At 51.0% G+C, this 23,924-nt stretch carries 21 protein-coding genes, 1 tRNA gene and 2 pseudogenes; 16 read left to right on the top strand and 8 right to left on the bottom strand.

Features of this window, described 5'->3' with window-relative positions; translation table 11 throughout:
• The first annotated feature begins 89 nt into the window (after positions 1-89).
• The 5 genes and pseudogenes from H9L05_RS19515 to H9L05_RS19530 all read left to right on the top strand — a co-directional run bounded on the left by H9L05_RS19515 (position 90) and on the right by H9L05_RS19530 (position 4,125).
• Positions 90-959 (top strand): hypothetical protein, encoded by an 870-nt coding sequence (locus H9L05_RS19515; protein ID WP_187732321.1) that lies wholly within the window; start codon positions 90-92, stop codon positions 957-959.
• Between the two features lie 67 nt (positions 960-1,026).
• Positions 1,027-1,359 carry a helix-turn-helix domain-containing protein gene (locus H9L05_RS19520; RefSeq protein ID WP_187732322.1) on the top strand — a complete coding sequence of 111 codons (333 nt, stop codon included), beginning with the start codon at positions 1,027-1,029 and terminating at the stop codon, positions 1,357-1,359.
• A gap of 129 nt (positions 1,360-1,488) precedes the next feature.
• Positions 1,489-2,937: a DNA primase family protein gene (locus H9L05_RS19525; protein ID WP_187732323.1), complete on the top strand. Its 1,449-nt coding sequence runs from the start codon at positions 1,489-1,491 to the stop codon at positions 2,935-2,937.
• 102 nt (positions 2,938-3,039) lie between these two features.
• A pseudogene (locus H9L05_RS27030) lies at positions 3,040-3,216 on the top strand (PG0870-related protein); the annotation flags it as partial.
• 147 nt (positions 3,217-3,363) lie between these two features.
• Positions 3,364-4,125 carry a DUF6371 domain-containing protein gene (locus tag H9L05_RS19530; RefSeq protein WP_187732324.1) on the top strand — a complete coding sequence of 254 codons (762 nt, stop codon included), beginning with the start codon at positions 3,364-3,366 and terminating at the stop codon, positions 4,123-4,125.
• A gap of 950 nt (positions 4,126-5,075) precedes the next feature.
• Here H9L05_RS19530 and H9L05_RS19535 read toward each other — a convergent pair.
• Both H9L05_RS19535 and H9L05_RS19540 read right to left on the bottom strand, forming a co-directional pair.
• A complete protein-coding gene (locus tag H9L05_RS19535; RefSeq protein WP_187732325.1) occupies positions 5,076-6,311 on the bottom strand; it encodes a helix-turn-helix domain-containing protein in 1,236 nt (411 codons plus the stop codon).
• Positions 6,301-6,585: a hypothetical protein gene (locus tag H9L05_RS19540; protein ID WP_187732326.1), complete on the bottom strand. Its 285-nt coding sequence runs from the start codon at positions 6,583-6,585 to the stop codon at positions 6,301-6,303. The genes H9L05_RS19535 and H9L05_RS19540 overlap by 11 nt, the downstream gene beginning before the upstream one ends.
• A 187-nt stretch (positions 6,586-6,772) precedes the next feature.
• Here H9L05_RS19540 and H9L05_RS27035 point away from each other — a divergent pair, with 187 nt between their 5' ends.
• The gene (locus H9L05_RS27035; protein WP_187732327.1) at positions 6,773-6,988 is read left to right on the top strand and encodes a helix-turn-helix domain-containing protein; all 216 of its coding nucleotides are present in this window, start codon (positions 6,773-6,775) and stop codon (positions 6,986-6,988) included.
• 534 nt (positions 6,989-7,522) lie between these two features.
• On the opposite strand, the gene H9L05_RS19550 is transcribed toward H9L05_RS27035, so the two are convergent.
• From H9L05_RS19550 to H9L05_RS19570, 5 genes are all read right to left on the bottom strand, one after another.
• Entirely contained in the window at positions 7,523-8,098 is a 576-nt protein-coding gene (locus H9L05_RS19550) for a hypothetical protein (RefSeq protein WP_187732328.1), read from the bottom strand.
• A complete protein-coding gene (locus tag H9L05_RS19555; RefSeq protein WP_187732329.1) occupies positions 8,098-8,457 on the bottom strand; it encodes an STAS-like domain-containing protein in 360 nt (119 codons plus the stop codon). Before H9L05_RS19555 ends, H9L05_RS19550 begins: the two co-directional genes overlap by 1 nt.
• Positions 8,458-8,470: 13 nt before the next feature.
• Positions 8,471-9,061, bottom strand: coding sequence for a hypothetical protein (locus H9L05_RS19560; protein ID WP_187732330.1), 591 nt, complete (start codon positions 9,059-9,061; stop codon positions 8,471-8,473).
• Positions 9,040-9,510 carry a hypothetical protein gene (locus H9L05_RS19565; RefSeq protein WP_187732331.1) on the bottom strand — a complete coding sequence of 157 codons (471 nt, stop codon included), beginning with the start codon at positions 9,508-9,510 and terminating at the stop codon, positions 9,040-9,042. Before H9L05_RS19565 ends, H9L05_RS19560 begins: the two co-directional genes overlap by 22 nt.
• A gap of 161 nt (positions 9,511-9,671) precedes the next feature.
• Positions 9,672-10,154, bottom strand: a complete 483-nt coding sequence (locus H9L05_RS19570; RefSeq protein ID WP_223284583.1) for a DUF4145 domain-containing protein — start codon at positions 10,152-10,154, stop codon at positions 9,672-9,674.
• 359 nt (positions 10,155-10,513) lie between these two features.
• Here H9L05_RS19570 and H9L05_RS24235 point away from each other — a divergent pair, with 359 nt between their 5' ends.
• From H9L05_RS24235 to H9L05_RS19615, 10 genes and pseudogenes are all read left to right on the top strand, one after another.
• On the top strand, positions 10,514-11,989 hold the full coding sequence (locus H9L05_RS24235; RefSeq protein WP_223284584.1) for a type I restriction-modification system subunit M: 1,476 nt from the start codon (positions 10,514-10,516) through the stop codon (positions 11,987-11,989).
• Positions 11,932-13,032, top strand: a complete 1,101-nt coding sequence (locus H9L05_RS24240) for a hypothetical protein (RefSeq protein WP_223284585.1) — start codon at positions 11,932-11,934, stop codon at positions 13,030-13,032. The genes H9L05_RS24235 and H9L05_RS24240 overlap by 58 nt, the downstream gene beginning before the upstream one ends.
• 19 nt (positions 13,033-13,051) lie before the next feature.
• Positions 13,052-14,320, top strand: coding sequence for a restriction endonuclease subunit S (locus tag H9L05_RS19580; protein ID WP_187732333.1), 1,269 nt, complete (start codon positions 13,052-13,054; stop codon positions 14,318-14,320).
• Positions 14,317-17,376, top strand: a complete 3,060-nt coding sequence (locus H9L05_RS19585) for a type I restriction endonuclease subunit R (RefSeq protein WP_187732334.1) — start codon at positions 14,317-14,319, stop codon at positions 17,374-17,376. Before H9L05_RS19580 ends, H9L05_RS19585 begins: the two co-directional genes overlap by 4 nt.
• A gap of 38 nt (positions 17,377-17,414) precedes the next feature.
• Complete coding sequence (locus H9L05_RS19590) at positions 17,415-18,926, top strand: chromosome partitioning protein ParB (protein WP_187732335.1); 1,512 nt, start codon at positions 17,415-17,417, stop codon at positions 18,924-18,926.
• Positions 18,927-18,969: 43 nt separating this feature from the next.
• Positions 18,970-19,685 (top strand): annotated as a pseudogene (locus H9L05_RS19595) (M48 family metallopeptidase).
• An 83-nt stretch (positions 19,686-19,768) separates the two neighbouring features.
• Positions 19,769-20,128 (top strand): hypothetical protein, encoded by a 360-nt coding sequence (locus H9L05_RS19600; protein WP_187734365.1) that lies wholly within the window; start codon positions 19,769-19,771, stop codon positions 20,126-20,128.
• 1 nt (position 20,129) lies between these two features.
• Positions 20,130-20,846, top strand: a complete 717-nt coding sequence (locus H9L05_RS19605) for a hypothetical protein (RefSeq protein WP_187732336.1) — start codon at positions 20,130-20,132, stop codon at positions 20,844-20,846.
• 193 nt (positions 20,847-21,039) lie between these two features.
• A complete protein-coding gene (locus tag H9L05_RS19610; RefSeq protein ID WP_187732337.1) occupies positions 21,040-21,903 on the top strand; it encodes a DUF6615 family protein in 864 nt (287 codons plus the stop codon).
• Positions 21,904-22,174: 271 nt separating this feature from the next.
• Entirely contained in the window at positions 22,175-23,704 is a 1,530-nt protein-coding gene (locus H9L05_RS19615) for a hypothetical protein (protein WP_187732338.1), read from the top strand.
• A 115-nt stretch (positions 23,705-23,819) separates the two neighbouring features.
• On the opposite strand, the gene H9L05_RS19620 is transcribed toward H9L05_RS19615, so the two are convergent.
• Positions 23,820-23,893: transfer RNA gene (locus H9L05_RS19620), tRNA-Arg, on the bottom strand.
• Positions 23,894-23,924 lie beyond the last annotated feature (31 nt).

A 23,924-nucleotide genomic window follows, 5' to 3' on the forward strand; every position in this document is an offset into this window, starting at 1 on the left:
AATGGCGTATTCACTCTTACCTTGAAAGATGATTCTTCTGTGTCTAGGTGGGCTTTGTTGTAGTCTTAAAGTAAAAGACGTATTCCCAGATGAACGAGAAGAGAGCAAAAGCAAAAAAAATGGCTTTTAGTAGGGCTGTTATAAATCTTTTTAAGCTTAAACCAGGTGTTCGTAGTTTAGAAGAAACTAATCGGTTTGCTCAGGAAGCTCTGCATGATTACTTATTGCGAAGCAAAATAAGCAGACCTGACAAGCGGGAGGAATATGAGGCATTCCACGAAAAATTCTCAACGTTTGAAAACAGTCTGGGGGCACCGATTCCCTATTATCCTTCTTATCCTACTTGGTTACTACCCATTGTCGAAAAAACGCTAACACATGAAATTGCTGTTGCACTATATAAAGAATTGCAACGCTTTGAGGATGTGTTGGTAACTTATTATGAAGAAGTGTTTAACGCAGCAGATGTCTATTATTTACGCCAGATAGTAGAGGAACGCATCAATGAGCTTTTAGTAAACTCTGATGGAGAAGATCATCGCCTATCGCTTCCCCGGTTGGAAGAGGCGAAGCGCTGGCTTCAAGCTTTCGAATTAAAAATGCTGAATGAATCAAGTGAAGTATTGCCTCCTACCATTGACAAAAAAATACAGCATAAACCAACTGATCTAACTCTACGTCAAGTTGCGCTTATTGCTATCTATCAAGGAAAAGTCATACGTAATGACATCAGGGCGAAGCAGCTGGCGGAAGAGAATGGTCACCGCAGTCCCAATAGTGGAACGAAGTTGTACCAACGTTATATCGAGATTGCCCAAGTAGGGGATAGGATTAATGTAACGGGGAAAAAAATTAAACCACTTATCAACGCTATCGAATCGGTCATTCCTTATTTAAACAAACAGCAACGAGAGCAGGCTGATAATGAGTTAAGTACGATTCGTGCTAAAATTCTATAACCGGTTATAACCGGTTATGCACCTAGGGACTGATTCACCTTTGCATTGTCACTTAACAACAGTCACAATGCATAATCCCTTTGAACTTATCAACGCTCGGCTAATCAACCTGGAAGCGTTGACCTTAGAGGCACTGCAGCATTTACGCAGTAATTCTACTCAGCCCGTCGCAGAAGTGGGTGGTATGGAGTTAGCACAGGAAGTAACTCGGCTAAGCAAGGCCCGCCTGTACGCTCTTGTATCAGCGCGGGCTATTCCTCACGCCAAAAGAGGCAACAAGCTCTACTTCCACCGTGCCGATTTACTGGCGTGGGTAGAACAAGGCAAACGGCGCGATGAGTCTTCGGACGCTGCCTCCCCGTCGCTAGCAGCACGGCCCGCTACCAAAAAAGGCTACTAACATGGAAATGATAGTCTTTCCCTATCTAAGCGCTTGGCACCAAGCCTGGCTTCTTCGCCCAATTGGTCGTGAGTTAGAATCTAAAGTGAGAAGGGGGACAATATGTTAAAGAGCACCCCGCCCCCTTGTATGCTGAAAGACCTTCAGCAGCGTATCCAACAGGATGCTAATGCGCACCAGTTACCAAGTACGTTGGTGCTCCCACATACTGAGGTATTAACCAAGTTACTAGAGCAGATTACGGTAGTTGATTTTCGGGAGGCAGCTAGATTGGAAAATGATGACGAAAAACTTCGGCAGAAGCACTATTTGATTATGGTTGCCGAAAAAGTCCTAGATGTGGCCAACCGGAATAACTGGGGGTTGTGGCGGTCCGGTGCCTATTTGTACGCCTATAACGGGACTTTTTGGAAGTCTTTAGAGATGGAGGAGCTGAAGGCCTTTCTGCAAAAAGCGGCCGAAAAAATGGGCGTTAACAAGTTCGATGCCCGGTATGTACGATTTGCCGATAACCTCCAGGAGCAGTTCTTAAATTCTGCTTACGCGCCGGGGCGCAAAGGAACTCGGGATGTCGTGAAGATCAATCTAGTTAATGGCACTTACCATATTGGTACTGATAGCCAGCAGTTGCTAGCACACAACCGTCACGATTATTTAACCCATCAGTTGCCTTTCGCCTATGATCCCAAGGCAACGGCGCCCCTATTCCAGCAGTTTTTAGACCGGGTACTACCGGATAAAGCTTGTCAACAAGTGTTAGCGGAGTTTCTAGGCTACCTTTTCGTGCCCCATGCTAAGCTCAAACTGGAGAAAGCCCTCTTACTCCATGGATCGGGAGCGAATGGCAAATCAGTCTTTTTTGAGGTAGTGATGGCCTTACTGGGGAAGGAAAATGTGAGCAACTATTCGCTGCAAAGCCTAACGGCTGAATCATCAACTAGCCGCCCGCACTTAACCAATGCATTAGTGAATTACGCCAGCGAGATCAATGGTAAACTGGACGCTAATGTGTTCAAGCAGCTAGTGTCCGGAGAGCCCGTAGAAGCTCGCTTTCTCTACGGACAGTCCTTTACTATTACGGACTACGCCAAGCTCATCTTTAACTGTAATGAACTGCCGACCGATGTGGAGCATACACCGGCCTATTTTCGGCGCTTTCTTATCATCCCCTTCAACGTCACGATTCCAGAGGCAGAACAGGATCGGCAATTGCCCGCTAAGATTATTGCTTACGAACTGTCAGGCGTATTTAATTGGGTGTTGGAGGGACTTCAACGTCTATTAAAGCAGAACCGATTCACGGATAGTGAAACAATCCGGCAGCAGGTCGAGATGTATAAGAACCAGGCAGACAGCGTGCGTTCGTTCCTAGATGAATGTGAATACGTGCCGCATGTCGATCACACTATCACGCGGCAAGTACTGTATGGAGAGTACCGCAACTTCTGTATAGAAGAGGGCTCTAAGCCAGTTAACAGTCGAAATTTTGCCAAGCGTCTCGCAAACAGTGGTATAGAGGGCACTCGCCGCAATAGTGGACATGTCCACTTCGTGATTAAAAAGCCGTCTTCATTCTAAAAAATGTTAGCTGAGAGCTTACACTTCTTGCACTTACTACACTTCTTGCCTCAGGTAAGGTGTAGCAAGTGTAGAAAGTGCAGCCCAGCACCTAACTTTTTTATGGCGCTTACCCTACGCTACCGCCTCCAGCCTTATGCTGGCAAGAGGACTCGCTTTCGGTGCCCCAACTGCGGGGCTTTGCAGAAATTTACGCGTTGGCTAGACACAAAAACAGGCGAGCTACTACCCGAACAGTTTGGTAGGTGTAATCGGGAAAATACCTGTGGCTATTACTCAAGCCCATATACCAGCGGACCTGGCGCCCCGAGTTACGCGATGATGGTAAGAAAAGAGGATGAGGTGGCAACGCCCCATTTTCGTTCTTCTCGCCCTTCATTCTCAGTAAGCAGGAAGCCGCCTCTGTGTATCATTCCCGATGAAGTCGTGCAACAAACGTTGAAGCACTACGAGCACAACAACTTCGCGCGGCTCTTACAAGCGGAGTTGGGCGCGGATATGGCGCATCACCTGCTGGCTCGCTTCGAGGTGGGTTCGTCTACTTATTGGTCAGGAGCTACGGTCTTTTGGCTGCGCGATGAACTGGGACGGGCTCGGAGTGGGCAAGTTGTGCTGTTTGATGAGCAGGGCAAAACCGTGAAGCAGCTAGCACCTGACGGAACTCGTAAGCGATGTACTACTTGGGTGCACACCGCCTACGCGAGCCGCTGTGCCAAGCACCGGCTTGAACAGCCGGCCTGGTTGCAATCGTATCTAAATCCCACTAACGACGTGAAAAAGGTGCCCTGCCTCTACGGATTAGCACAACTGAAGACCGTACCTGCCTCCTACCCTGTAGCTATTGTGGAAGCGCCAAAGACGGCTATTCTCTGTGCAGCTTACTTTCCTGCATTTGTTTGGCTAGCCGTAGGCGCGTTAAGCTATTTAAATGTGGACCGACTGCAGGCAGTGTATGCTCACCCCATCACCTTGTATCCCGATGCGTCGGCTGATGGAAGTGCATTTAACACCTGGGCCCGCAAAGCAGCCGAACTCAGGGGCAAAGGCTTCAAGATAAACGTGTCTGATATGATGGAGTCTTGTGCTGACAATCATAAGCAAGCCGGTAGTGACTTAGCTGATTTATTGCTCGAAGCTGGCAAGAATCGAGGATACCCTGCTTTTTGGGACGAGCAGTGTGCTAACTAGAGGTAAGCCGCTATAACATGGAGTGGCAGTAAGGCATCAAAGGAGTACACCCAGTGCCGGATTATATATAGAGCAGCTAATCTGAACTGATGTAGCTAGTAGGCACAGGAAACAAATACTAGCGCTACTTGAACTTGGCTATATACACTGTGAGGCAGAGACTAGGATCCTCGGGCTTAGATCCGCTGATCTAAACGGTGACTACTGTTGTATGCTATAGTGTGTAAAACAATGAGAGTACCCGACTTGCAAGCAACATTGTACCCGCTTTTAGTTGTTTTTGTACCCGCTTTGTAGACGCTTTTGGTTGTTTTTGCACACGCTCAATGGGCAGTGAGTTTGCTACAATTATGCTCTTTTGAGCCCATAGCGCAGGTTTCATAGACAAACGAAGTAGGCACCTTTTGCTAGAATTAAAATGTAGCACTTTTAACGTGACCACTTGCCCCAATAGAGTCACTAGTTTTTGGATTTCACAGGCCCGCTCTTACACATATGCATTAATCCTTTGCAGTAGTGGACTCTCAGCTGCGCTAGGTTTCAGGTGAATGATGCCCTGGCCTAAAGGCGGCGAATAGGGAAGGCGTTGGTTGGCCCCTATCTTATCCAGCAACTGCAGGTAGTAGTTCATGATGGGCTACTTCCTGTTTCCAGTGCTGTACCCATAAAACCTTCGTAGAGCGACTATGCCCTGTCGAAAAGCTCGCCCGTTGCATACCGAGATATTATGGACGTTTAGTTGGTCCAGCTCAGCTAGTGGTTAGCAAGTACTTTCGTGAGCGTCGCATCGCGACCTGTAGGTAACTGGGGAGGTGGTCCCATGAGACGACGTTACTTCCCAAAATTAGTAGAGCAGCTCATTAGCATCCTTCGAATACTGAATTCAGAGAATTTTTTCTTGCGAGCTTTGCAGTGAAGGGAGGCCGTTATACGACGAGGCTGCTCAATTCCTAACTAGCCAGTTCCTGCGCGAGCAATTCGGCCAGTGTGGCTAAGGGCCATTGCGTAAGCTGGGCCACGCGCTGTAGCTCAGCCACGGTCCACATTGTCGGACTCCGCTCCCGCCGGTGCAGGGTGGCCGGGGTCAGGCCCAGGCGCGCGGCCAGTTCCCGGCGGGGCTCACCCAGCTCGGCGAGTAGCTCGGCTACCGTCACGAGCGGCCACTCCGCGGGCCGCTCCAGGGTAGTCAAGTCCGTACTCACTATTGGCGGCGGGTAAGCAGGTGCGGGTGATGGGGTCCAAGCACTAGGCACCCCCTGCTCCCACAACAAGGGCAGGGTTTTGCGCGCCGTTACCTGCTCGTTAAAGGGGTAGTCAATGAGCTGTTCATGCCGGCGCAGCACGGCAAAGGGAAAGAACAGGGCCGCTAGATCCCCGTGCTTGGGGTCCACCTGCTCCTCGGGCAACTGGTCATACCAGTGGCGGGCGTGCTCGGCGGTAGAAAACTCCCAGGTGTGCTCTGGGAATTGCCGCTGGCTGGCCTTGCCGCCTTGCGCCGGGGCGTATACGTCTACCTTGTAGACACTACGCCGCTGCTGCCAGCTTGGGTAGTTGCCGTGCGCCGCCAGCACACGGCGGGCGGCGGGCAGATCATCAATGGACCAGCGCTTCCAGGCCCCGCCAGCCCGCCAGGAGGAGACCGCTAGGCCCGCTTGAGATTGCAGGGCCAAGTGCAAAGGTGACTTCTCGGCGAGCGGCGTAGCCAGGTGATAGCGCGTGTGACCTGTGCGCCAGTCGGTGCGGGGCGTGAAGTACACGGGCTCGCCGGGCTCAGCAGCGGGGAAGGATAAATCCACCGGGACAACCTGGTAGCCAGAGGCATTCTCACCCCAGCGCAGACAGAGCGCCGCGTACGTGGGGTGCGTAAAGACCGCTTCTTTATGCTCCGTGATCCAAGCGGAAATGACTGAGTAATCCAGACCCGCTGCCCGGACCGCCTCGGCAGATACGATGGGAAACAGATGCGGGGTGAAGGACGCGTGTGTCTCCCATAAGCGGCCTACCTGCTGGGAAGTAGTGGGCTCGCGCCAACGTTGAGGAGGGCCAACGCCCACATACAGGCGCTGCACGAGAAAGCCTTGATAGTTGAACGCATTCGGGACATAGCCATAGCCGCCGGAGGGCTTCTGTACTTCAACCAGCTTAGGCGCTATTCTCTCCGGGAAGCGCAGCACATTACTCAGCATGGAGCACATAGTTGGTCACGGTACCCAAAGCACTGGTCAGGCGGAGCGTATCGCGGCTCACGATGCGCAGGTCGATGCGGCTAGCGCCCTGGAGTAAATACACGTAGTTATTCACTACTTCATACGGGCTGGCTACTTCGGCTGAACCCGTGCGCACGAGGGCTTGCTTCCCAGTCAACTGGAGGCTAATGCCAGTCGCCGGAACCACCGAAGAGCTAGGAGCAACCAGCTGATAGGAACCGACCACCTGGTCGGCTGGATCTAGGGGCCGCAACCACTGAGCATCATACCCAGAGCGGCCAGAAAAGCTTTATGCATACAGGACAGAAAGTAAGCCTGGGCCCACGGATAAAAGACTTTTCAGTGGGTGGGATTAAAAACGTATCCAAACGTACGTAACTATCCCGAATATAGTCACATGTGATTACAGGCTATTTTTTGATCACCCCGAGCTTGCGGGGGTGAAAAATCAAGCGGTTCTCGTAGCCTTTGGCCTCCATTTGCGAACGTTACGGGAGCAGCGCGGCTGGAGCCAGCAGGAATTGGCTGATCTAGCGGACATATCAAAGCCGACGGTGTATCGTATTGAAACGGCTCGTTACTCAGCTACCTTGGATGTGCTTGCCTCTTTGGCACAAGCACTTAATCTACCTCTTCGAGAACTAGTAAATATCTGAATTCGCTAGAGTTTATGAAAAGAAACCATCTACTCAATGTCTTGCATATCATTGAGTTTATATGGAAACCTACCCTCAGTGATTGTGATGTTGAGAGGCTATTTGGCCTTAATTGAAAATGTAGCCGCGGCTGCATCATCGGTAATCTTGATTCCTAACGCTTCGGGGCGAACGAATTCGTTGAGCTGCTAAAAATTACCACTGAATCGATCACGCATTCCTTTTACACTGTCATCTCCACCTGTAGCTGACATAAACAAAGGAACCGGTTTGGTTACAATCAAGTAGCTGAGCTTAGTAACGCACATAAGGGCACGACAGCGACTTGTGTAATGAATTAAAGGGCAAAAACTTGGCGTATTCGACTAGCTGGGGTAGCTGTGGTGGGTGCGGATGTGAGTTAGAACAGGGTAATTTGGCGTGATCTGAAAACTAGGCAAGTCGATTCAGGCATAGCATGATGCGTCCTAGATGTCTGAAGTCACCTTTATGCTCCACCTGCAAAAGGAAGTCGTTGGTAATACAAGAAGGGCTTTAAAGTGCCCGATTAATTCGGATGATCAGCTTAGACAATGTGAGGTCATTGTCGTAATACTTGCCATCGATGGCAGCTAATTGAGTGGAGCTATATTGAAAGGCTGGGTCACGTTGAAAGCCACCACCCGTAACAAGTCGTTTAAAAGATCGTCGACGCACCTCGAGCTGTGCTAAAGGCGCTTCCAGATCAGGTCGCTCACACAGTTTACTTAATTCGGTAAGTGTTTTGATGCCGTGGCTAGCATTTGTGAAGCCTTGTACAATGGCGGCGGCCTGCTCGGTAGTCATTAAACCTTGAACAGCCACAACTTGGTTACGGATGGTTGAAAATTCTGCTTGTAACCGCTCAGTACCACGTATTAGAACTTCGAGCTCATAACGTTTACTGCTTAATCGACGCTCAAGCCGAGTAGGAATATAGACTGCAAGAAAAAGCGTGAGCAACGCCGTGAGAAGATCCACGGGGTTTAACTCACGCGCAATTTTGAAATCAGACTGGAGGAAAAATAAGACCAGGTCAGCACCTAGCAGCAGGATTACTAGCCACAGTAACACCCGCACAAGCTTCTGCATTAAGCAGCAGCCATTTCAGCATCCTGCATGTATTCACCTATTTCCTCAAGCAAATATGGGTCATCGGTGCATACCAAGCGCAGGTAACGCTGTACAGTACGCAAACTAGTGCCCGGAATACCGTGCTCCTCATCGCCGCGCACGAGGCCACCGAAAGAGGCTTCCAAAAAGGACGTAGCGTAGCCTGCCGTTCCATCAAGGTTTACGACTAAAGTTTTACCCTGACCCATTGCTTCAATGAAGCGTGGATAAAGATAACGACTAAGAAACACTTCACCCGAGGAGTCGCCTTCGCTGAGCGTACGTACGCCAGGAGTGCGAGAGAATTCAGTTGCTACAGTGAGGATGAGGGGATTCATGACGAAGAGAGTTTCATGACTGAGGGGGCAAAGATAGCTCCCAATATAAGAACGTACCACTAAAGGATTGGGTTAAGGTAACATATTCATGAGTAGCAAAGTTTGCCCGCGTGTCGTTAGCTACGATAACAAGATTATGAATTCGTCCTCGCTGTAACTCTTTATAGATTCCTGGTAAGCCCTTGCCACGGTAACTTAAGCCAAGCCTGGAGCCGATTTTACCTTCCATAAGTAATTGCAGCGTCTCATAATTAGGAATTAAGCCTAGTACACGTTTCAACTGTTGAAAGAAGCCTTTGATGTCGAGGCTCTTGAGAATACCTACCCCATTATCTACAAAAGCAAAGCACCAGCGCTTAGGTCCAGGACCGGGGTGCGGATAGCTGGCTACCCACCAGTTTTCAGTAGCCTCAGTTTGGGGGTCAGCGTGCTTAAAAGTATTGGACATGCATTCAATAAGAGTACGATAAGCAGCATGGTGGTCCTGTGGTTCGGGCCTGCCACTCAAGTACCTCATAGCCCGGTGAACTAATTCTTCAGCAAGTTTTACTTCTACTTGCTTATGAAAATCTCGGCGGCGTCCTAGAATAAGGGCTTGATCCAACGGTTGTGCAACACCAGGTTTTTGTGGCTTGTAGAATGAGTTGTTCCAAACGCGGGATGCAACGGCATTTTCGGGGGGCGCACATATATTTTTGCCCCTCGAGTAAAACTAACGCCATCTTGCAATTTGGCGCGTAGCAGCAACAGAGCACAGTTAGTAAGTTGAGTGACATACTGTAAGCTGATCAGTACTTTTTGTTTAGGATGGCATACAGCACGTAATCGAGCTAAGAAAGCCACCATTTCAGCGGGCTCGTCTACAAAGGATAAAGTAGAAGGGGCAAAAATAGTCGCGTTAAAAACCAATTTTTGCTGATGAAGCGCCATCTGAGTTGCGTAGAGAAGCCGATGGCGACGGGCGGCTAAGCGACTGGGGCGGGTTCGGCGGGCACGGGCTTGCTTTCGAGATCTTTTAATTTGGTGAGCGGGAGATTGTAGTTTTTGTTTCATGCAAGGCCGAGGCAGGCATCGGTAATCATAACGCACTTCTCGGGGAGAATAAGCGGAGTGATCTAATGCCGAATTATTCCAAAGTGTTGAAGTTGCAGGTAATTTTTAGCTGGGGCAAATGAGTACACTATTGATTTGATACAGTGTACTAAAACCTGATGCTAGCGTGCTACACTGTCTCCGCTAGTAGAAGCTGGACGTGGAGTGTCACGCTTGGCGATGTGCGCCTGGGTTTCGGGTGGTACCGTGGTATCGTATAGCTCCGCAATAGCGCGGGGCTGGGTGATTTGATTATCAACGATGATGTTGAGCAGGCCAAAAAGTCGGGTGGCAACTTCGGGCGTGTCGTAGATGTTGAGCTGGCCGGGGTGCACAGCGTTATTGCCCGCGACACGCAGGCTATCGAGGGCTTTTTGGAGAGTGATGGGTAAACCCTGTTGGACGAGGGCAGCGATGTCGGTGTTGATGTTTTCGCCGGGCTGGCCAAGGTGTTTGCAGAGGCGTTGCAGTGCCAAACGCAATAAAGCGGCTGAGCCGCGGGGCGAGATGCTGAGGATGCTACGGGCCTCCTCGTAATCTTGGCGCACATCGTCGGGCATATCAGGGTTAGGCAGCGGAGCTGCACCGCCGAAAGGATAGATCATGGTTGCATTGAGCCAAATAGAATGCTCAGAACAATGAACACATTGAGCAGTATTGATGTGCGTAATAAGGCTTCCCATACCATTTCTAGATTTATCATACTTCTGGAGTCCAGTGGCCCACATATGATTGGCGTAAGCTCCGCAGAAAGGGCAGTTAAAAGCAGGCTCTAAGTGTAAGGGAGCTTTGTAAGGAGCAGACATAAATAATAAGTTGATAGTTAGCCAACGAAGTTAGCGAATCGTCCCAATGTTGGTAGCAAATACCACAAATTGACTACGACTATACTACTTTTAGCTGATGGCTTTCCCACTTAACCGGGTAAATTGCCTGCATCTGACACTACTTCTATTATTACCCGATGGCCGTTAAGAAAAGTGAACTATACAGCTCGTTGTGGAAGAGCTGTGACCAGCTGCGTGGGGGCATGGATGCCTCGCAGTACAAGGATTATGTGCTGGTGCTGCTCTTTGTGAAATATGTGAGTGACAAGTATGCTGGGCGCGACGACTCAGTGATTGTAATACCCGAAGGTGGAAGCTTTCAGGATATGGTGAAGCTGAAGGGCAGCAAGCACATTGGCGAGGGTATGGACGTCGTCATTGCCAACCTAGCCAAAGCCAACGAGCTGACGGGTATTATTGACGTGGCTAGCTTCAACGATCCGGAGAAGCTGGGCAGCAGTCCGAAGGACCGGGTGGATCGGCTGACGGCGCTAGTGGGCATATTTCAGGGGGAGGGGCTAGACTTCAGCCGCAACCGAGCCGACGGTGACGACATTTTAGGTGACGCCTACGAGTACCTGATGCAGCACTTTGCGACAGAGAGCGGTAAGAGCAAAGGGCAATTTTACACCCCCTCCGAGGTGAGCCGGGTGATGGCAAAGGTGATTGGCATTGAGCACGCGACAAAGTCGACGCAGACGGTGTACGACCCGACTTGTGGGTCGGGCTCTCTGCTAGTAAAGGCAGCAGATGAGGCTCCGGTGGAGCTAAGCATCTACGGGCAGGAAATGGATAATGCTACGTATGCCTTGGCCCGGATGAACATGATTCTGCACGGCTATAACACTCATGAGATTCAGAAAGGCAACACACTGGCTGACCCAAAATTTTTGAACGAAGCTGGCGGGTTGAAAACGCACGACTTTGTAGTGGCCAACCCACCCTTCTCGGTGAAGGCCTGGAGCAATGGCGTGGACACGACGCATGACCCGTTTGAGCGGTTTACGGGCTACGGGGTACCGCCGGTGAAGAATGGCGACTATGCTTTTCTGCTGCACATTGTGCGGAGCCTAAACGGCACGGGGCGCGGAGCGGTGGTACTGCCGCACGGGGTGCTGTTCCGGGGTAATGCGGAGGCAGATATCCGGCGCAACCTGGTGCAGCGGGGGTATTTAAAAGGCATTATCGGACTGCCGCCCAACCTGTTTTACGGAACGGGTATTCCGGCATGTTTGCTGGTGCTGGACAAAGCGGGCGCGGCCGACCGGCAGGGCATCTTCATGATGGACGCGAGTAAGGGCTTTCTCAAGGATGGGCCTAAGAACCGGCTGCGCGAGCAGGACATTCACCGTATCGTAGATATGTTTGGGGAGCTGCGCGAGGAGCCGGGCTACGCGCGGATGGTGCCCTACGAGGAGATTGAGCGCAACGGCTACAACCTGAACATTCCGCGCTACGTGGAGGCTCAGGGCGGGGAAGTGCAGCAGGACCTGGACGCGCACCTGCGGGGGGCATTCCAGCGGCCGACGCGGCAGCGCTGGCGGCGTACTGGGCGGTGTGCCCGGCGCTGCACGATGCGCTGCTGGGACCGGGCGACCGGCCGGGCTACCTGAGCCTAAGGGTGGCGCCGGACACGGTGCGCAGCACCGTGTTTGAGCACCCCGAGTTCCAGGCGTTTCAGCGGAGCATAGAGGCGACATACAGCGCGTGGGCGGGACGGGCACAGGCTACCCTGCTGGCGCTGAATGCCGACACCAAGCCCAAGCAGCTACTGCCCCTACTGGCGGAAGACCTGCTGCACACGCTGGCCAAGCTGCCGCTGCTGGACCGCTACGACGTGTACCAGAACCTGATGGACTACTGGGCCACCACCATGCAGGACGACGTGTACGCGGTGGTAGCCGAGGGCTGGAAGGCCCGAACGACAAAGAGCAAAAAAGGCCACTACAATAGTGAGCTGGTACCGCGGGAGCTGGTAATTGCCCGCTACCTGACAGCCGAGCAAGCAGCCTTGGATGAGGCCTCGGCGGCGCTGGAAGAAGCCACGCGCCAGCGGGAAGAGCTAGAGGAAGAATACGGGGCCGAAGACGCGGTACTGGCCGACTACACCAAGGATGGCAAGCTAGACCGCAAGGCCATAGGCAAGCGGCTTAAAGCAGCCGGACCCACCGAAACGAAAAGCTTAAAAGGGACAGCTCGCAGAGGCCGGTCGGCGGCCGTGGGTACCCTGTTTGCTGACGTGGATGCAATGGGCGGAAATTTGGCCGAAGTGGACGAAGAATTGCCCCCCAATGCCGATGCCGATGCGGAAGAACTAGCAGCGTTGCGGGCCGCAGAAGCAGCCTTTGAGGCGGAAGACGTAGCGAAGGCTGACCTGAAAAACGCAGAAGCAACTCTTGAGGCTGGCTTAGCCAAGCGCTACCTGGCCCTAACGCCGGACGAGGTACGCACGCTGGTAGTGGACGATAAATGGCTGGCCACCCTACACCAAGGCCTGAGCCACGAGCTAGCTCACCTAAGCGGCACCCTGGCCCGCAGCCTAACGGACCTAGCCCAACGCTACGCCCAACCATTGCCTGCGTTGGAAGCCGAGGTAGCAGCACGGCAGGCGCGGGTGAACAGCTACCTCACTACGCTGGGCTTTTCGGCTAACTAAATAGTATTGCAATAGAGCTATGGATGCTACACAAGTGCCTACAGGGTATAAGTTGACTGAGTTGGGGATTATACCACAAGAATGGGAAGCAAAGACTTTTGGCGAGGTAATGACTGGCTTCTCTAGCGGTGCTACACCTTATAGAGCGCACAAGCATTATTACGATGGGAAAATTAATTGGGTCACTAGTGGAGAGCTCAACTACAATGTAATTACCCATACCATAGAACATATTTCTAAAGAGGCCCAAAAGCGAACCAATTTAAAATTGCTGCCAAAGGGTACTTTTTTAATGGCAATTACTGGCCTAGAGGCTGCTGGAACGCGAGGGAGTTGTGCAATTTTAGGAACAGAGGCAACAACTAATCAGTCGTGCTTAGCATTATTTCCTATCAAGGATTTACTAACCACTCAATACCTATTTTATTACTATGTTCTTTATGGTGATGCTTTAGCTTTCCAGTTTTGTCAAGGCACCAAACAGCAGAGCTATACAGGAAGCATTGTTAAAAGGCTCCCAATAATTCTCCCTCCCCTTGCCGAGCAGCAAGCCATAGCCGCCGCGCTGGGAGAAATGGATGCACTGCTGGCGGCGCAACGGGCTCGGCTGGCGAAACAGCGGGCCGTGAAGCAGGGGCTGCTACAGGGGCTACTGAGTAGGAAGCAGCGGCTGCGGGGTTTTTCGGAGGAATGGAAGGTGAAGCGGCTGGGGGATATAGCTGATATAACCAAGTTAGCAGGCTATGAATACACTAAGTACTTCAACAGTTATCGAGACGAGGGTGAGATCATTGTAATACGAGGCACAAACATTACACATAATAAACTCGACTTATCTGATATAAAAACAATTCCGAAAGCAACTTCTAAATTTCTAAAAAGAAGTCAGTTGAATATTGGGGATATGGTTTTTGCCTACGTTGGCACTATTGGCCCTGTATATCTTATAGAAGAAAATAACCGGTTTCATTTAGGCCCCAATACTGCAAAGATTACAGCAAGGCATGAGTTAGAGCCAAAGTTTTTATTTCATTATTTCACCAGCGAATTGGGAATTAATGAAATGCAAGAACATATAAGTATAGGAGCCCAGCCTAGTTTATCAATGACAAAAATTAGATTATTCAACATAAATACGCCGTCCTTGAAGGAACAGCGAGCTATTGCTGACGTGCTAAGCGAAGCCGACGCCTACTTAGCCGCTCTAGAAGCCGAGCACGCTAAAACGCAGCTGCTCAAGCAGGGCATGATGCAGAATCTACTAACCGGCAAACTCCGCCTTGTATGAAGATCGGCGACAAGGAACGGGCCACGCAGAACCGGGTAGTAAAACTGCTGCGCGACCTGCCGGGATACACGTACCTAGGTAATTGGGAAGACAAGCCGCGCACCTCCCCCATCGAAGACGAGCTGCTGCGCAACTACCTGAAGCGGCAAGGCTACAGCGAGGTGCTGGTGACGGGCGCGTTGCAGAAGCTGCACCAGGCAGCCGACAACCTGACGGTGAGCCTGTACGAGCGTAACAAAGCCGTGTACCAGCTGCTGCGCTACGGCATACCCGTGAAGCCCGAAGCCGGCAAGCCCGACGTGACGGTGAAGCTGGTGCGCTGGGAGGCCCCGCTGGAAAACGACTACGGCGTAGCCGAGGAAGTGACCGTAACGGCCGGGCCCGGCGCGCACGGCAAGCGGCCTGACGTGGTACTGTACCTGAACGGCATAGCCGTGGGCGTGCTGGAGCTGAAGCGCAGCACGGTATCGGTGCACGAGGGCATCCGGCAGAACCTGGACAACCAGAAGAAGCTGTTCATTGAGCCGTTCTTCGCGACCATGCAGCTAGTGATGGCCGGCAGCGATACCGAGGGCCTGCGTTATGGCACCACCGGCACCGAGGCCACCTACTACCTGGAATGGCTGGAGGAGGGTGAAGAGCCCGCCCACAACCTAGACAAGCACCTGACCCAACTATGCAGCCGGGAGCGGCTGCTAAGCTTGCTGCACGACTTCGTGATATTTGATAGGGGCATCAAAAAGCTGTGCCGGCCGAATCAATATTTTGGGGTGCTGGCGGCGCGGGAGTACGCCAAGCGCAAGGAAGGCGGCGTGATCTGGCACACCCAGGGCTCGGGCAAAAGCCTGACCATGGTGTGGCTCACGAAGTGGCTGCTAGAGACCCGCCCGCAGGCGCGGGTGCTGCTGCTCACGGACCGCGACGAGCTGGACGAGCAGATTGAGAAGGTATTTAAGGGCGTCAACGAAACCATCTACCGCACCAAGAACGGCAAAGACCTGCTCACGCAGCTGCACAAGGCCGAGCCGCGGCTGCTGTGCTCCCTGATTCACAAGTTTGGGCGGCGCAAGGACGAGGCGGGGTACGAGGAGTACCTGCGCGAGCTAGCCGAAGGCCTGGGCAGCCGGGAGTTTAAGGCCAAGGGCGAAATCTGGGTATTGGTAGATGAATGCCACCGCACGCAGTCGGGCAAGCTGCACGAGGCCCTGAAGAAGCTGCTGGGCGAGGGCACAACGCTGTTGGGCTTCACGGGCACGCCCCTGCTAAAAACCGACAAGCGGAGCACGCTGGAAACTTTCGGGCCCTTCATCCACACCTACAAGATGGACGCGGCGGTGCGCGACGGCGTGGTGCTGGAGCTGCGCTACGAAGCGCGCGACATTGAGCAGTACATTGGCTCACCGAAGAAGATAGATGCCTGGTTTGAGGCCAAAACGGCCGGCCTGAACGACTACACCCGCACGGCCCTGAAGAAGAAGTGGGGCACCATGCAGCAGGTGCTCAGCTCGAAGGGTCGGCTGGAAGTGATCGTGAAGGACATCATCGAGGACATGACCCTGAAGCCGCGCCTGCACAGTGGGCGCGGCAATGCCATGCTGGTGGCGGGGAGCATCTACGAGGCCTGCAAGTATTATGAGCTATTCGTAAGCAATGGCTTTACGAAGTGTGCCATCGTGACGAGCTACGAGCCCCACATCAGCCACGCTAAGGGCCAAGGCCTGGGCACGGGTGCGGCCACGGCCGAGCTGCAGCAGTACGAAACCTACCAGAAGATGCTAGGTAAGGAATCGACGGAGGACTTTGAAATACGGGTGAAAAAGCTGTTCGTGGACGAGCCCGCGCAAATGAAGCTGCTCATTGTGGTGGACAAGCTGCTGACGGGCTTTGATGCGCCCTCGGCCTCCTACTTGTACATCGACAAGAAGATGCGGGACCACGGGCTATTCCAGGCCATTTGCCGGGTCAACCGGCTGGATGGGGAGGACAAGGAATATGGCTACGTGGTCGACTACAAGGACCTGTTTGAGACGTTGAAGGACGCCATCAACGACTACACTCAGGGCGCCTTCGACGAATATGACAAGAAGGACGTAGAGGGGCTGCTGAATAACCGACTGGATGCCGGCCGCAAACGGCTGGAGGAAGTGCGGGAGCAGCTGCGGATACTCTGCGAACCAGCAGGTACCAACCCCACGCAGGAACAGTACATTGCCTACTTCTGCGGCAACCCCGCCAAGGCCGAAGACCTAAAAAACACTGAAGGACGCCGGCGGGACCTGTACAAATACACCACCTCCCTGCTGCACGCCTACGTGGACCTGGCGGCGGAGCTGCCGGCAGCGGGCTACACGGAGGCCGAAGCGACGCAGGTAAAGTACGAGGTGAATCACTACGAGCAGCTGCGCGAGACGGTGAAGATTGCTAGCGGCGAAGCGCCCGACCTGAAGGCCTACGAGCCGGATATGCGGCAGCTGCTGGATATGTACGTGAAGGCCGAAGACAGCGAGCAGCTGGGTGACCTGGACGACCTGGGGCTGATTGAGATGATCGTGCGGTACGGGGCCGACGAGGCTACCAAGGGGCTACCGAAGAAGATGCGAGCCAGCAAGGAAGCCATGGCGGAAACCATTGCCAACAACGTGCGCCGGCTTATTATTCAGGAATCGGCCACGGACCCCAAGTACTACGAGACCATGTCGCAGCTGCTGGAGGCGCTGGTAGAGGAGCGGCGGCTAGGAGCAGCAGCGTATGAGGAGTACCTAGCGAAGATTACGGAGCTGTGCCGGAAGATGAAAGCGAAGGAGTCAGCCACTGGTCCGGCCTACCCTACTTCCCTGGATACACCGGGTAAGAAGGCGCTCTACAATCAGCTGGAGAACAACGAGGAGCTGGCGTTGGCGGCTGACGAGGCCATTCAGTACGTGAAAAAGGATAACTGGATTGGCAACCGAGGTAAGGAAATCGAGGTGCGCAACGCCGTAGTGGCCTGCGGGCTAGATAAGGAAGCGGCGGAGAAGCTACTGGAAGTGGTGCGGCTGCATAGGGAATACAAATAGGAATTTATCAGGCTATCTACTTACACGAATTTAGAAACATGAGCAAACGACAACTATCAGCGGGAGAAAAGGATCAGGTTGTTCAGCAGCAGCGTAGCACAGATGGGCTGCTACGGTGCTTTATCTCGGCGGAAGCCATCGACGCGGCGGCTACGGACAGCTATGAATTCGACCACCTAACGGCGTGGGCCCTGGATGGACCCTCGGACCTGGTGAACGTACGCGTGGTGAAGAAGGAATACAACCGCAAGAAGGGCATTAAGACGCTGTATGAGGCACGGGACAATTACCGGCTGGAGAAGCTATTTGAGGAGAAGAAGAACAATATCAAGCTCCAGGACATATTTCAATTAAAAGAAATAACGCCAGCCAAGCTGGTTTGCCAAGTAAACGATAGCACCGTTGTTATAGCAGAAGGAAGTACGACGAAAAACTTTGGAACATATCATGAGCCCATTTTGCAAGTACCGTATTTCTATTCCCGCGTACCCGTACGGTGGCTGGAAAACGATGATCAGGAAGGCCTGCAACCCCGCGTAATAGATTATCGTCGACTAGTGGAGTTGCGCAACCACTTGCGTGAGCGGCCACAACTTGCGCCCTCTATTGCGCGATTAGTAGGCAATCGGCTGCGGTTGTTTGATGGTCAGCATAAGTTAGCGGCTCAGGTGCTAAACGGTGCGACTGAAGTAGATATGAAGATCTACGTCTCACCAGAAGAGACGAGCGGGCAGCGGAACTTGTTCGATGCCTTGATGCGCACCAACTTGGATGCGCACTCAAAGCTCAAACAGGTACCATTTTATACTTCGACACTGCTGGACAGGTTATCGGTCATATACCGGGATTTGCTGGATCAGTTTTTAGAAGATAAGCCCGTAGAATCTCATACAGAGGAGCAGTTTGTGGCATTCATGATGAGTAACCGAGGCATGTCACGCTCAGAAGCTCATGGCGCGCTAAAGGCCTCTATCAAGACAGCAGTGTTAGGGATGTCAGCACTCAAGCCCTACGTGGCTGAAGCTTCGCGGGACCTGTTGATGCCTATGACGCAGGATTTGCTCGACAAGACTATATACCCGGCTGTACTCTATCTAGCACCCTCTAAAGCACGCTTTAACACGGACCAAGATCGTCGGGACCAAGAAGCCCGCAACTTTGGCGTTTTAGCTAGCATCCTGGTGGAGCAGACTAAATTAGCGGGTTGGATAGCAGCACCGAAGGGCACCAGTCTGACTAATGAGCAGCGGAAAGTGCGCCGTATCTGGCATAAAGGAGCCGTGCTGACCTGGGCTCCCTACTTAGAAAGCGTACTGAATGTAGCCTTGCACCTGATTACCACTGACGACAGAACCAAGAAGCTGTATAGGTCGGACATCACAGATTCTCAAAAGGAAGCCTTGAACGATTACCTGGAGCGGTTGTTTAGCCATCCATTTTGGGATGATAACGACCAAGAAATTGACATACTCTTGGTGTCAGCGCAGCGCCAAGAAGAACTATTTACGCGCAAGGGCCTAACGGAAACTTATGTACTGACAGGCCATTGATTTTAAAAATAAGAGCACCCACAACACGGACATAGCAGGCACAATGCAAGTAGGCGAGATAGAGGTAGAGATAGTGCGTAAGAACATCCGCAACGTGCACTTAGCCGTGCTTCCGCCCGATGGCAAGGTGCGGGTGGCTACCCCCCTACTGGTAGATGATGATTCGGTACGCCGGCTGGTGATTGGCCGGCTTAGTTGGATACATGCTCAGCAGGCCAAGTTCGAAAATCAGGAGCGACAACCCCTACGTCAGTACGTGGATGGCGAAACCCATTACTTCCGGGGCAGCGCTACCGATTGGAAGTGCGAGAAATCACTACTGGATCTAATCGGATAGAGCTACGCGGCAATGCCTACCTGACGATGTACGTACGGCCCAATAGTGACGTAGTGGCGCGGGGACGGGTGCTACAGACTTGGTATCGGGAGCAGTTAAAGAATCAGCTGCCTGCGCTAGCGGCTAAATGGGAGCCACGGATTGGTGTACAGGCTCAAGACTGGCAGGTAAAGCTGATGAAGACCAAGTGGGGCACCTGCAATATTGAGGCGCGCCGCATCTGGCTGAACCTTGAGCTGGCGAAGGTAGCGCCGCACCTACTGGAATACGTGGTGGTGCATGAGCTTATTCACTTACTGGAGCGAACTCATAATGAGCGATTCCGGGGGCTGCTGGATCAGTTTATGCCTAACTGGCGGTTGCACCGTGAGGCGTTGAATGGCGGCGAGCTGGCGGCATACGAGAGCTTTGACTTGGGGTAAGTCGTGAGCAGATAAATCAGGATAAACGGACGGGTTTATTTGCTACATTTAGCCCTTCTGCTACTTGCTCGCTTGTCCATTCTATGCCACGTAAAGACCGGTCCGATATCAAAATCGGAAACCTGGAAAAAAAACTCGGTCTTGCCAAGGGTGCTATCCGCAATCCAGACGGGTCAGATGCCCGCAGCGACAAAAAGCTAGGAACCTTACGAGAAGAGTATCGGGCGTTATATGGTAATCGCCCCGTGCGAAAGAACGCAACCATTATCGCGGCTGCCACTAAATCCGCTCCCGCCGCAGCAAGCACCAAAAAAGCAACGGTTAAAAAGACAGCCTCGTCTTCTAGCAGCACAAGTACGAAGAAGGCAGGCGGAACAGTCGCTAAGTCAACTGCTGCTAGTCCAGCAAAGAGGTCAGCAGATAATACTAGACGGAAGAAGTAGGATGAAAACTCGCCGTCCCGCTCCGCCCAGACGCCGGAAGCATGAGCAATACGATTATAATGTATTCATCAACTGCCCCTTCGACGATAAATACAAACCTCTTTTTCACGCCATGGTGTTTACCATCCACCATGCCGGATTTATTGCTCGCTGTGCTTTAGAAGCCAGTACACAGAATTATCGATTCCCACGCATATTGGATATTATAGGTGAGTGCCGCTATGGTATTCATGATGTATCGCGCAGCGTATCGGGTCAGGAGCCTCGCAATAATATGCCCTTGGAATTAGGGGTATTTATTGGCTGCCAGTATTTTGGCAAGTCCTACGATTTAGAAAAGGAATATTTAGTGCTCGACACCAAAGCGCATGAATACAAGAAATACTTAACCGACTTAGGCGGTGAAGACCCTAGTGCTCACGGCGACACAGTAGAAGGAATCATTAGCAGTGTGCGGGACTGGTTGAGCATGCGTATTCCTACTAACGAGGAACCGCTTCCAGGCGCTGATTATATGGGCACGCTTTATCAGATATTCCTTGATCAAAAGGAAGATTTCTGTGACCGTTATAGGCTGCGGTTTGAGAAGCTGACTTTCCCGGAGTATGTCAAGGTTATGACTGATTTTCTAGAGGAAAGGCACCGTGATATGGATTTAGTAGAGGAGTCATATAAGCAAATCATCGAGCAGCCTGAAGAGGCCGAATTGGATGAATAATCGAACTAGAACATATACATCAACTTGAAAAATTCGTCACTGATAGCACACTATATTTATTGATTTGTAAAATCAGTAAAATCCAACCGCGAATTACACCTTTATTTAAGCTTCAACCGACGCGCAAAACTTCATTCATCATACTTTACATCTGATCTCTTTAGAAGCCTTCTCATAACACTTAATAGCTTATATGATTGACCCAGCAATACCCAAACTATTTAAGAAAATAGCTGAATATCTGTGGAAAGATTTAGGCCAGCGACACAAATTTGGACTAGATAAAGCTGAAATTGGCATTACAGATGATATTATATTTTATTTAAAGCGTTTTACTCATGGTCGTCATAACAGTGGTATTACTATCTGGAAGGCTAAAGATGAGGTCACATATGGGCATGACATAGACTTATTCATTCAGGACTATAGTCAGAACTACTACTGGTTTCCCTTACAAGCTAAAGTATTATTTAATAATAAAATTTATAAAAGCGTCAAACATGAAAGTCATCAACAGTGGACTTTGCTTAAACGTTTGAAGCGAAAAAGCCAAGCAGCAGGTATATGGTGTGAGCCTTACTACTTATTTTATAATGGCTTCACCCAAAAATCATTAAGCTATTATGTTGCCCGGAAGCAACCTCACGGTTCGGTTGTAGGCTATGGAGCTCTAGGTTGTTCGTTGGTAGATCCCTACTTGGTTGGAAAAGCATGTATAAAGGGAGCAAATCCGAAATACAGTGATTTTCATACAAACATTCGCTTAAAAGCATCACCTCGAAAGGTCTTGCCGTGGCATAAAATCTTTAACCAGGTTAATAGGAAAACTCGAAATTTGCCAGTAGTCAATCTACTAACTAATAATGATATTCAAAATCGGTCAAGCTTCTACTCGCAAATCGTAGAGCCTGCATACGAAGCCATTCCCCAGGCCTACTATTATCCAGGTCCATTCACAGATGTATCACTAGAAGATGAATCGCGTGGACGTTATATGGTAGTTATAAATCAAGTTGATATAGAGTGGCTTTTATTTTCAACACTGTTTAAGGAGTAATATCTAATCCCTCCAATTACAACTATTTATTGGTCACCCTCGTGCTAATCGAGCGCTTAAAGAAATATTAAGAACAAGTTTTCTAGTAAATACAGTGGTTTGCTCTGTACTCGGTAAGTCACAAAAGTTATTCATGTCATCTGCTTCCTATTTCTAGCCCCAGTTGATAAATGGACTTCTTTAGCCATGAAGATGTTGCACTACTCCACCAGTATGCAGATCAAGAGCACAAAGGCACTACCACAGCCAAACAAGTAGAACAGACCTTAGCGTGGGGGTATGGGAAAAAACCCGCTATTGGGCTCAACAGCTTGCAGAGGAGCTTGCTGCCGATGGGTGGGTAATGGAATGTCGACGCTCAGTAGTCAAAAAAGCAGGCAAGACGAAGCGTCAGGCAGATGGGCGCCAGCGGATGCGTCGTACGTTCCGACACTATACTTGGGCAAAGATCTACCGGGAAGAGGATCAAGGTCGGCAGATCTTTTTCACTGTGGGCGTTGATGGTCTGAAGCAGGAACTAGTATTGAAACTGGACTGTATGCGTACGGGCAGTAAGGGGCTCGATGAACGGTTAGTAGCCCGGTTTGATAATTATTTGCAATGCGAAACCGCGGCAGCTCATTGGCAGCGACTCTCGATGCCCGAGCTAACTAAATGGAATTGGAAACATTTGCTAAGTGCAAGCAAAAAATTTATAGAGCAGCATCGTACCCATTATGAAGCGGCTCAGCAGTTTACCTGGCAAGGCGCTGACCCAGTTCGTAACCGTTTAGCGCGCATTTGTTGGAATACTCTTGGATGGCAGCGCCCTTCAGGAGCGGAGGGTAAGAGTACCGCAGTTGGCAGTCACGAGAGCAGCAGCTTTGCCGGGTTTGGGGCTGAAGAATGGCTCTTCAATTTTGAGCGTTTATTACAAGGCTACCATTATGGATTTCTGCAACCGCTAAATACTGGTAAAGAACGCTCCACATACGAAGGGCAGACGTTTGATATTAGGCTATTTACGCGTAATGAATCTACAGGTACGTACTTCTACGCCGGTCGTATTCGCAATGCTATTGTGTTAACAGCTCAAGAACGTCAAGAAGCAGAACTAGCTTACAAGCGCAAGAAATGGTATACTACCATGGAGGATGATTTGGTGGCAGTAGGCGCAAGTGGCAAAATTGATATGGGAGAGTTCGCACCAGGACCATTTAACTTGCGGTTTAAACCAGAGGACGTGGAGCGACCCGATACAGATGATGGGCTGCTATTGATTGATAATATTGAGGATTGGAGCCGCAGTCAACGCTATGTATTGTTTCATGATTTCGCCCCTTTAACTCCAGGCGACCTATCACCAGTTGGCATACGCCACGTGGCATTAAAGCCTGCCGTCGGCAGTCCTATTCAGCAGCGAACTCGTCAGACACAAGCTCGTCTAATTGAATTAGAAGGACTACACGATCAGGTTCAGGAAAAATTGATAAAGCAACTGAAGAAAGAGTTTCCTGGAGATTTAATTGCGCGAGAAGCTTGTATCATGCCTGACAAGAAGCGATTAGACGTAGTTCGGGAGCGGGCAAATGGACAGCAGGTATTTTATGAAGTGAAAGTATTACCTACACTACGAGCCTGTATTCGTGAGGCCTTGGGACAAATGTTAGAATATGCCCATTGGGGTAATAATGACCTATCTGAGGAACTGGTCATAGTTTCCTATCACGCACCTACTACGATAGCAAAGGAATACCTGCAAAAACTAGTAGATAAATATGGCTTGCCAATCAGCTACCAGCAAATCCCGTTGAGTAGCTAACCAAAGTTTTAAAATTCTACTTAAATCCCGTGAGTAGTACAGTTGTATGAACCGCTGTATGAACCGGCAACAAAAAAGCCACCTAGCATTGATACTAAGTGGCTGATTATCAAAGTACCCCGTAAGAGATTCGAACTCCTGACCTACTGCTTAGAAGGCAGCCGCTCTATCCAACTGAGCTAACGAGGCAAAAAACAAAGCTTTTAAAAACAGAAAGCTA

This window comes from Hymenobacter qilianensis (genome assembly GCF_014489555.1).
In the GTDB taxonomy this organism is placed as follows: domain Bacteria; phylum Bacteroidota; class Bacteroidia; order Cytophagales; family Hymenobacteraceae; genus Hymenobacter; species Hymenobacter qilianensis.

Excerpts from the sequence above, each read along its gene's own strand:
- H9L05_RS19515 (WP_187732321.1), top strand. The coding sequence starts at position 90 with ATGAACGAGAAGAGAGCAAAAGCAAAAAAAATGGCTTTTAGTAGGGCT.
- H9L05_RS19570 (WP_223284583.1), bottom strand. The coding sequence starts at position 10,154 with ATGATCTATCCTTTCGGCGGTGCAGCTCCGCTGCCTAACCCTGATATG.
- H9L05_RS19555 (WP_187732329.1), bottom strand. The coding sequence starts at position 8,457 with ATGAATCCCCTCATCCTCACTGTAGCAACTGAATTCTCTCGCACTCCT.
- H9L05_RS24235 (WP_223284584.1), top strand. The coding sequence starts at position 10,514 with ATGGCCGTTAAGAAAAGTGAACTATACAGCTCGTTGTGGAAGAGCTGT.
- H9L05_RS19520 (WP_187732322.1), top strand. The coding sequence starts at position 1,027 with ATGCATAATCCCTTTGAACTTATCAACGCTCGGCTAATCAACCTGGAA.
- H9L05_RS19565 (WP_187732331.1), bottom strand. The coding sequence starts at position 9,510 with ATGAAACAAAAACTACAATCTCCCGCTCACCAAATTAAAAGATCTCGA.
- H9L05_RS19580 (WP_187732333.1), top strand. The coding sequence starts at position 13,052 with ATGGATGCTACACAAGTGCCTACAGGGTATAAGTTGACTGAGTTGGGG.
- H9L05_RS19550 (WP_187732328.1), bottom strand. The coding sequence starts at position 8,098 with ATGCAGAAGCTTGTGCGGGTGTTACTGTGGCTAGTAATCCTGCTGCTA.
- H9L05_RS19605 (WP_187732336.1), top strand. The coding sequence starts at position 20,130 with ATGAAAACTCGCCGTCCCGCTCCGCCCAGACGCCGGAAGCATGAGCAA.
- H9L05_RS19585 (WP_187732334.1), top strand. The coding sequence starts at position 14,317 with ATGAAGATCGGCGACAAGGAACGGGCCACGCAGAACCGGGTAGTAAAA.
- H9L05_RS19590 (WP_187732335.1), top strand. The coding sequence starts at position 17,415 with ATGAGCAAACGACAACTATCAGCGGGAGAAAAGGATCAGGTTGTTCAG.
- H9L05_RS19600 (WP_187734365.1), top strand. The coding sequence starts at position 19,769 with ATGCCACGTAAAGACCGGTCCGATATCAAAATCGGAAACCTGGAAAAA.
- H9L05_RS19535 (WP_187732325.1), bottom strand. The coding sequence starts at position 6,311 with ATGCTGAGTAATGTGCTGCGCTTCCCGGAGAGAATAGCGCCTAAGCTG.
- H9L05_RS19525 (WP_187732323.1), top strand. The coding sequence starts at position 1,489 with ATGCTGAAAGACCTTCAGCAGCGTATCCAACAGGATGCTAATGCGCAC.
- H9L05_RS19610 (WP_187732337.1), top strand. The coding sequence starts at position 21,040 with ATGATTGACCCAGCAATACCCAAACTATTTAAGAAAATAGCTGAATAT.